General features: G+C 48.5%; 2 protein-coding genes and 1 pseudogene. 2 read left to right on the top strand and 1 reads right to left on the bottom strand.

Translation table 11 applies throughout. The annotated features are described in order from the left end of the window. Both LKK83_RS01915 and LKK83_RS01910 read left to right on the top strand, forming a co-directional pair. A pseudogene (locus LKK83_RS01915) lies at nucleotides 1-192 on the top strand (photosystem II D2 protein (photosystem q(a) protein)); the annotation flags it as partial. 618 nt (nucleotides 193-810) lie between these two features. After that, nucleotides 811-1,095 (top strand): 4a-hydroxytetrahydrobiopterin dehydratase, encoded by a 285-nt coding sequence (locus tag LKK83_RS01910; protein ID WP_324629080.1) that lies wholly within the window; start codon nucleotides 811-813, stop codon nucleotides 1,093-1,095. A gap of 96 nt (nucleotides 1,096-1,191) precedes the next feature. Here LKK83_RS01910 and LKK83_RS01905 read toward each other — a convergent pair. After that, nucleotides 1,192-1,473: hypothetical protein (locus LKK83_RS01905; RefSeq protein WP_324629079.1), on the bottom strand; the 282-nt coding region annotated here is incomplete at its 5' end.

Genomic DNA, 1,473 nt, shown 5'->3' with positions numbered 1-1,473 from the left:
GGTCTCAACCTGCGGGCTTATGACTTCGTGTCTCAAGAGCTGCGGGCGGCGGAAGACCCCGAATTTGAAACCTTCTACACGAAGAACATTCTGCTCAACGAAGGGATCCGCGCCTGGATGGCACCGGCTGACCAGCCGCACCAAAACTTCGAGTTCCCTGAAGAAGTTCTGCCTCGCGGTAACGCTCTGTAGAATGCGTCCGAGATTTACTATCATCGGCTAAAACATTCACCCCCGCCTTTTGGTGGGGGTGAATGTTTTATTTCCTTGCCAGTGCCAATGCCAAACCACCGCTTTCAGGCAAGTTTGGGAAAAATCGCAAATTAACTTGGGGGAAGTGGAAAAATTATCCGATTTCTGTGTTATGCTAGGTAGCGTAAAAGAAATTAGATTGAAACCGGACAGGGTAAAAGGAGGTGATGCCTATGCAAGATAGTAGTAAACGCATGGGTCACCTGATTGGAGTAGACCGGCTGCGCGCCGGGGCTGTTCTCTAAACGCTAGTTTTAGATTCCGTGAAGGATTAGCGATAATTCTTCATAAACTAAACTAGCAGGGAGTTCCTCCCGGCAGTCAGGTTCCAATTCAAGTGACCCGCTAGACCGCTCTCATCAATAGCGTGAAAGTTAAATCTTGAACGCTCCCGGTGAGAGCGGATAGCTTTTTTTATCCAGAAAAAGACTCGAAAAACGGCAGCCAAAGCCAAACAACGATTGATTTTCTCCCTGGCAGAAAATCATCTCGGCAGAGGAAAAAGAATAAGAGCAAAAGCAATAAAAAATATTTGTTAGCAGACCTAGAGGACAAAGAATGGCTCAGTTGCTCAGTGAAAGCGAAATTCAACAGCGATCGCAACAGCTCCCAGATGAGTGGAGCGTGGAGGGAAAAGAACTGCGGGGAGTGTGGAAATTAAAGGATTTTGTCGAAGCGATCGCCTTTGTGAACAAACTGGTGGATCCAGCAGAACAAGCGGGACATCACCCAGATCTCGCCATTTCTTATAACCAAGTCACCATCACCCTGACCACCCACGATGCCGGGGGGTTAACGGAAAACGATTTTGAAATGGCTAAGACCATTTCGGAGATCGAGTAAACGGCAGAAAGGAGCCTCGGAGGAGAGCGATCGCCGTGGCCACCGCAACTTCAAAGGTGGCGACGGCGATCGCGCTAATCCGGAAAACCCAGGAAATCAGAAAGGTTCAGCCTCGCAAAGCTTCCCGAGATAGCCCCGAAATTGAATCGGGAACTTGGAAGCTGAATAAATTATCTGAGCAAAGGTTATGTGATAGACTGAGAAATAACCAACATAAAAAACAGATCCAGAATCAATAAGTAAACGGAGGTCAACTTCTGCGGGCTGAAGCCACGCAGCTTGGAGGGCCCAACCTCTAACCAAGAGTTGGCGCTTACCAGAGCCAAAAACGATAACACCTCCGGGTATTTCCCTAGCCCGGACTATTTGTTGGCTTCC

Origin of the sequence: Phormidium sp. CCY1219, from assembly GCF_035615515.1 — a bacterium.
GTDB lineage: Bacteria > Cyanobacteriota > Cyanobacteriia > Cyanobacteriales > Laspinemataceae > CCY1219.
The sequence above is the reverse complement of the archived record's forward strand: the minus strand, read 5'-3'. Positions and strand labels throughout refer to the sequence as shown.

Bases quoted from the DNA above. Each gene is read 5' to 3' on its own strand.
- LKK83_RS01910 (WP_324629080.1), top strand. From the start codon at position 811: ATGGCTCAGTTGCTCAGTGAAAGCGAAATTCAACAGCGATCGCAACAG.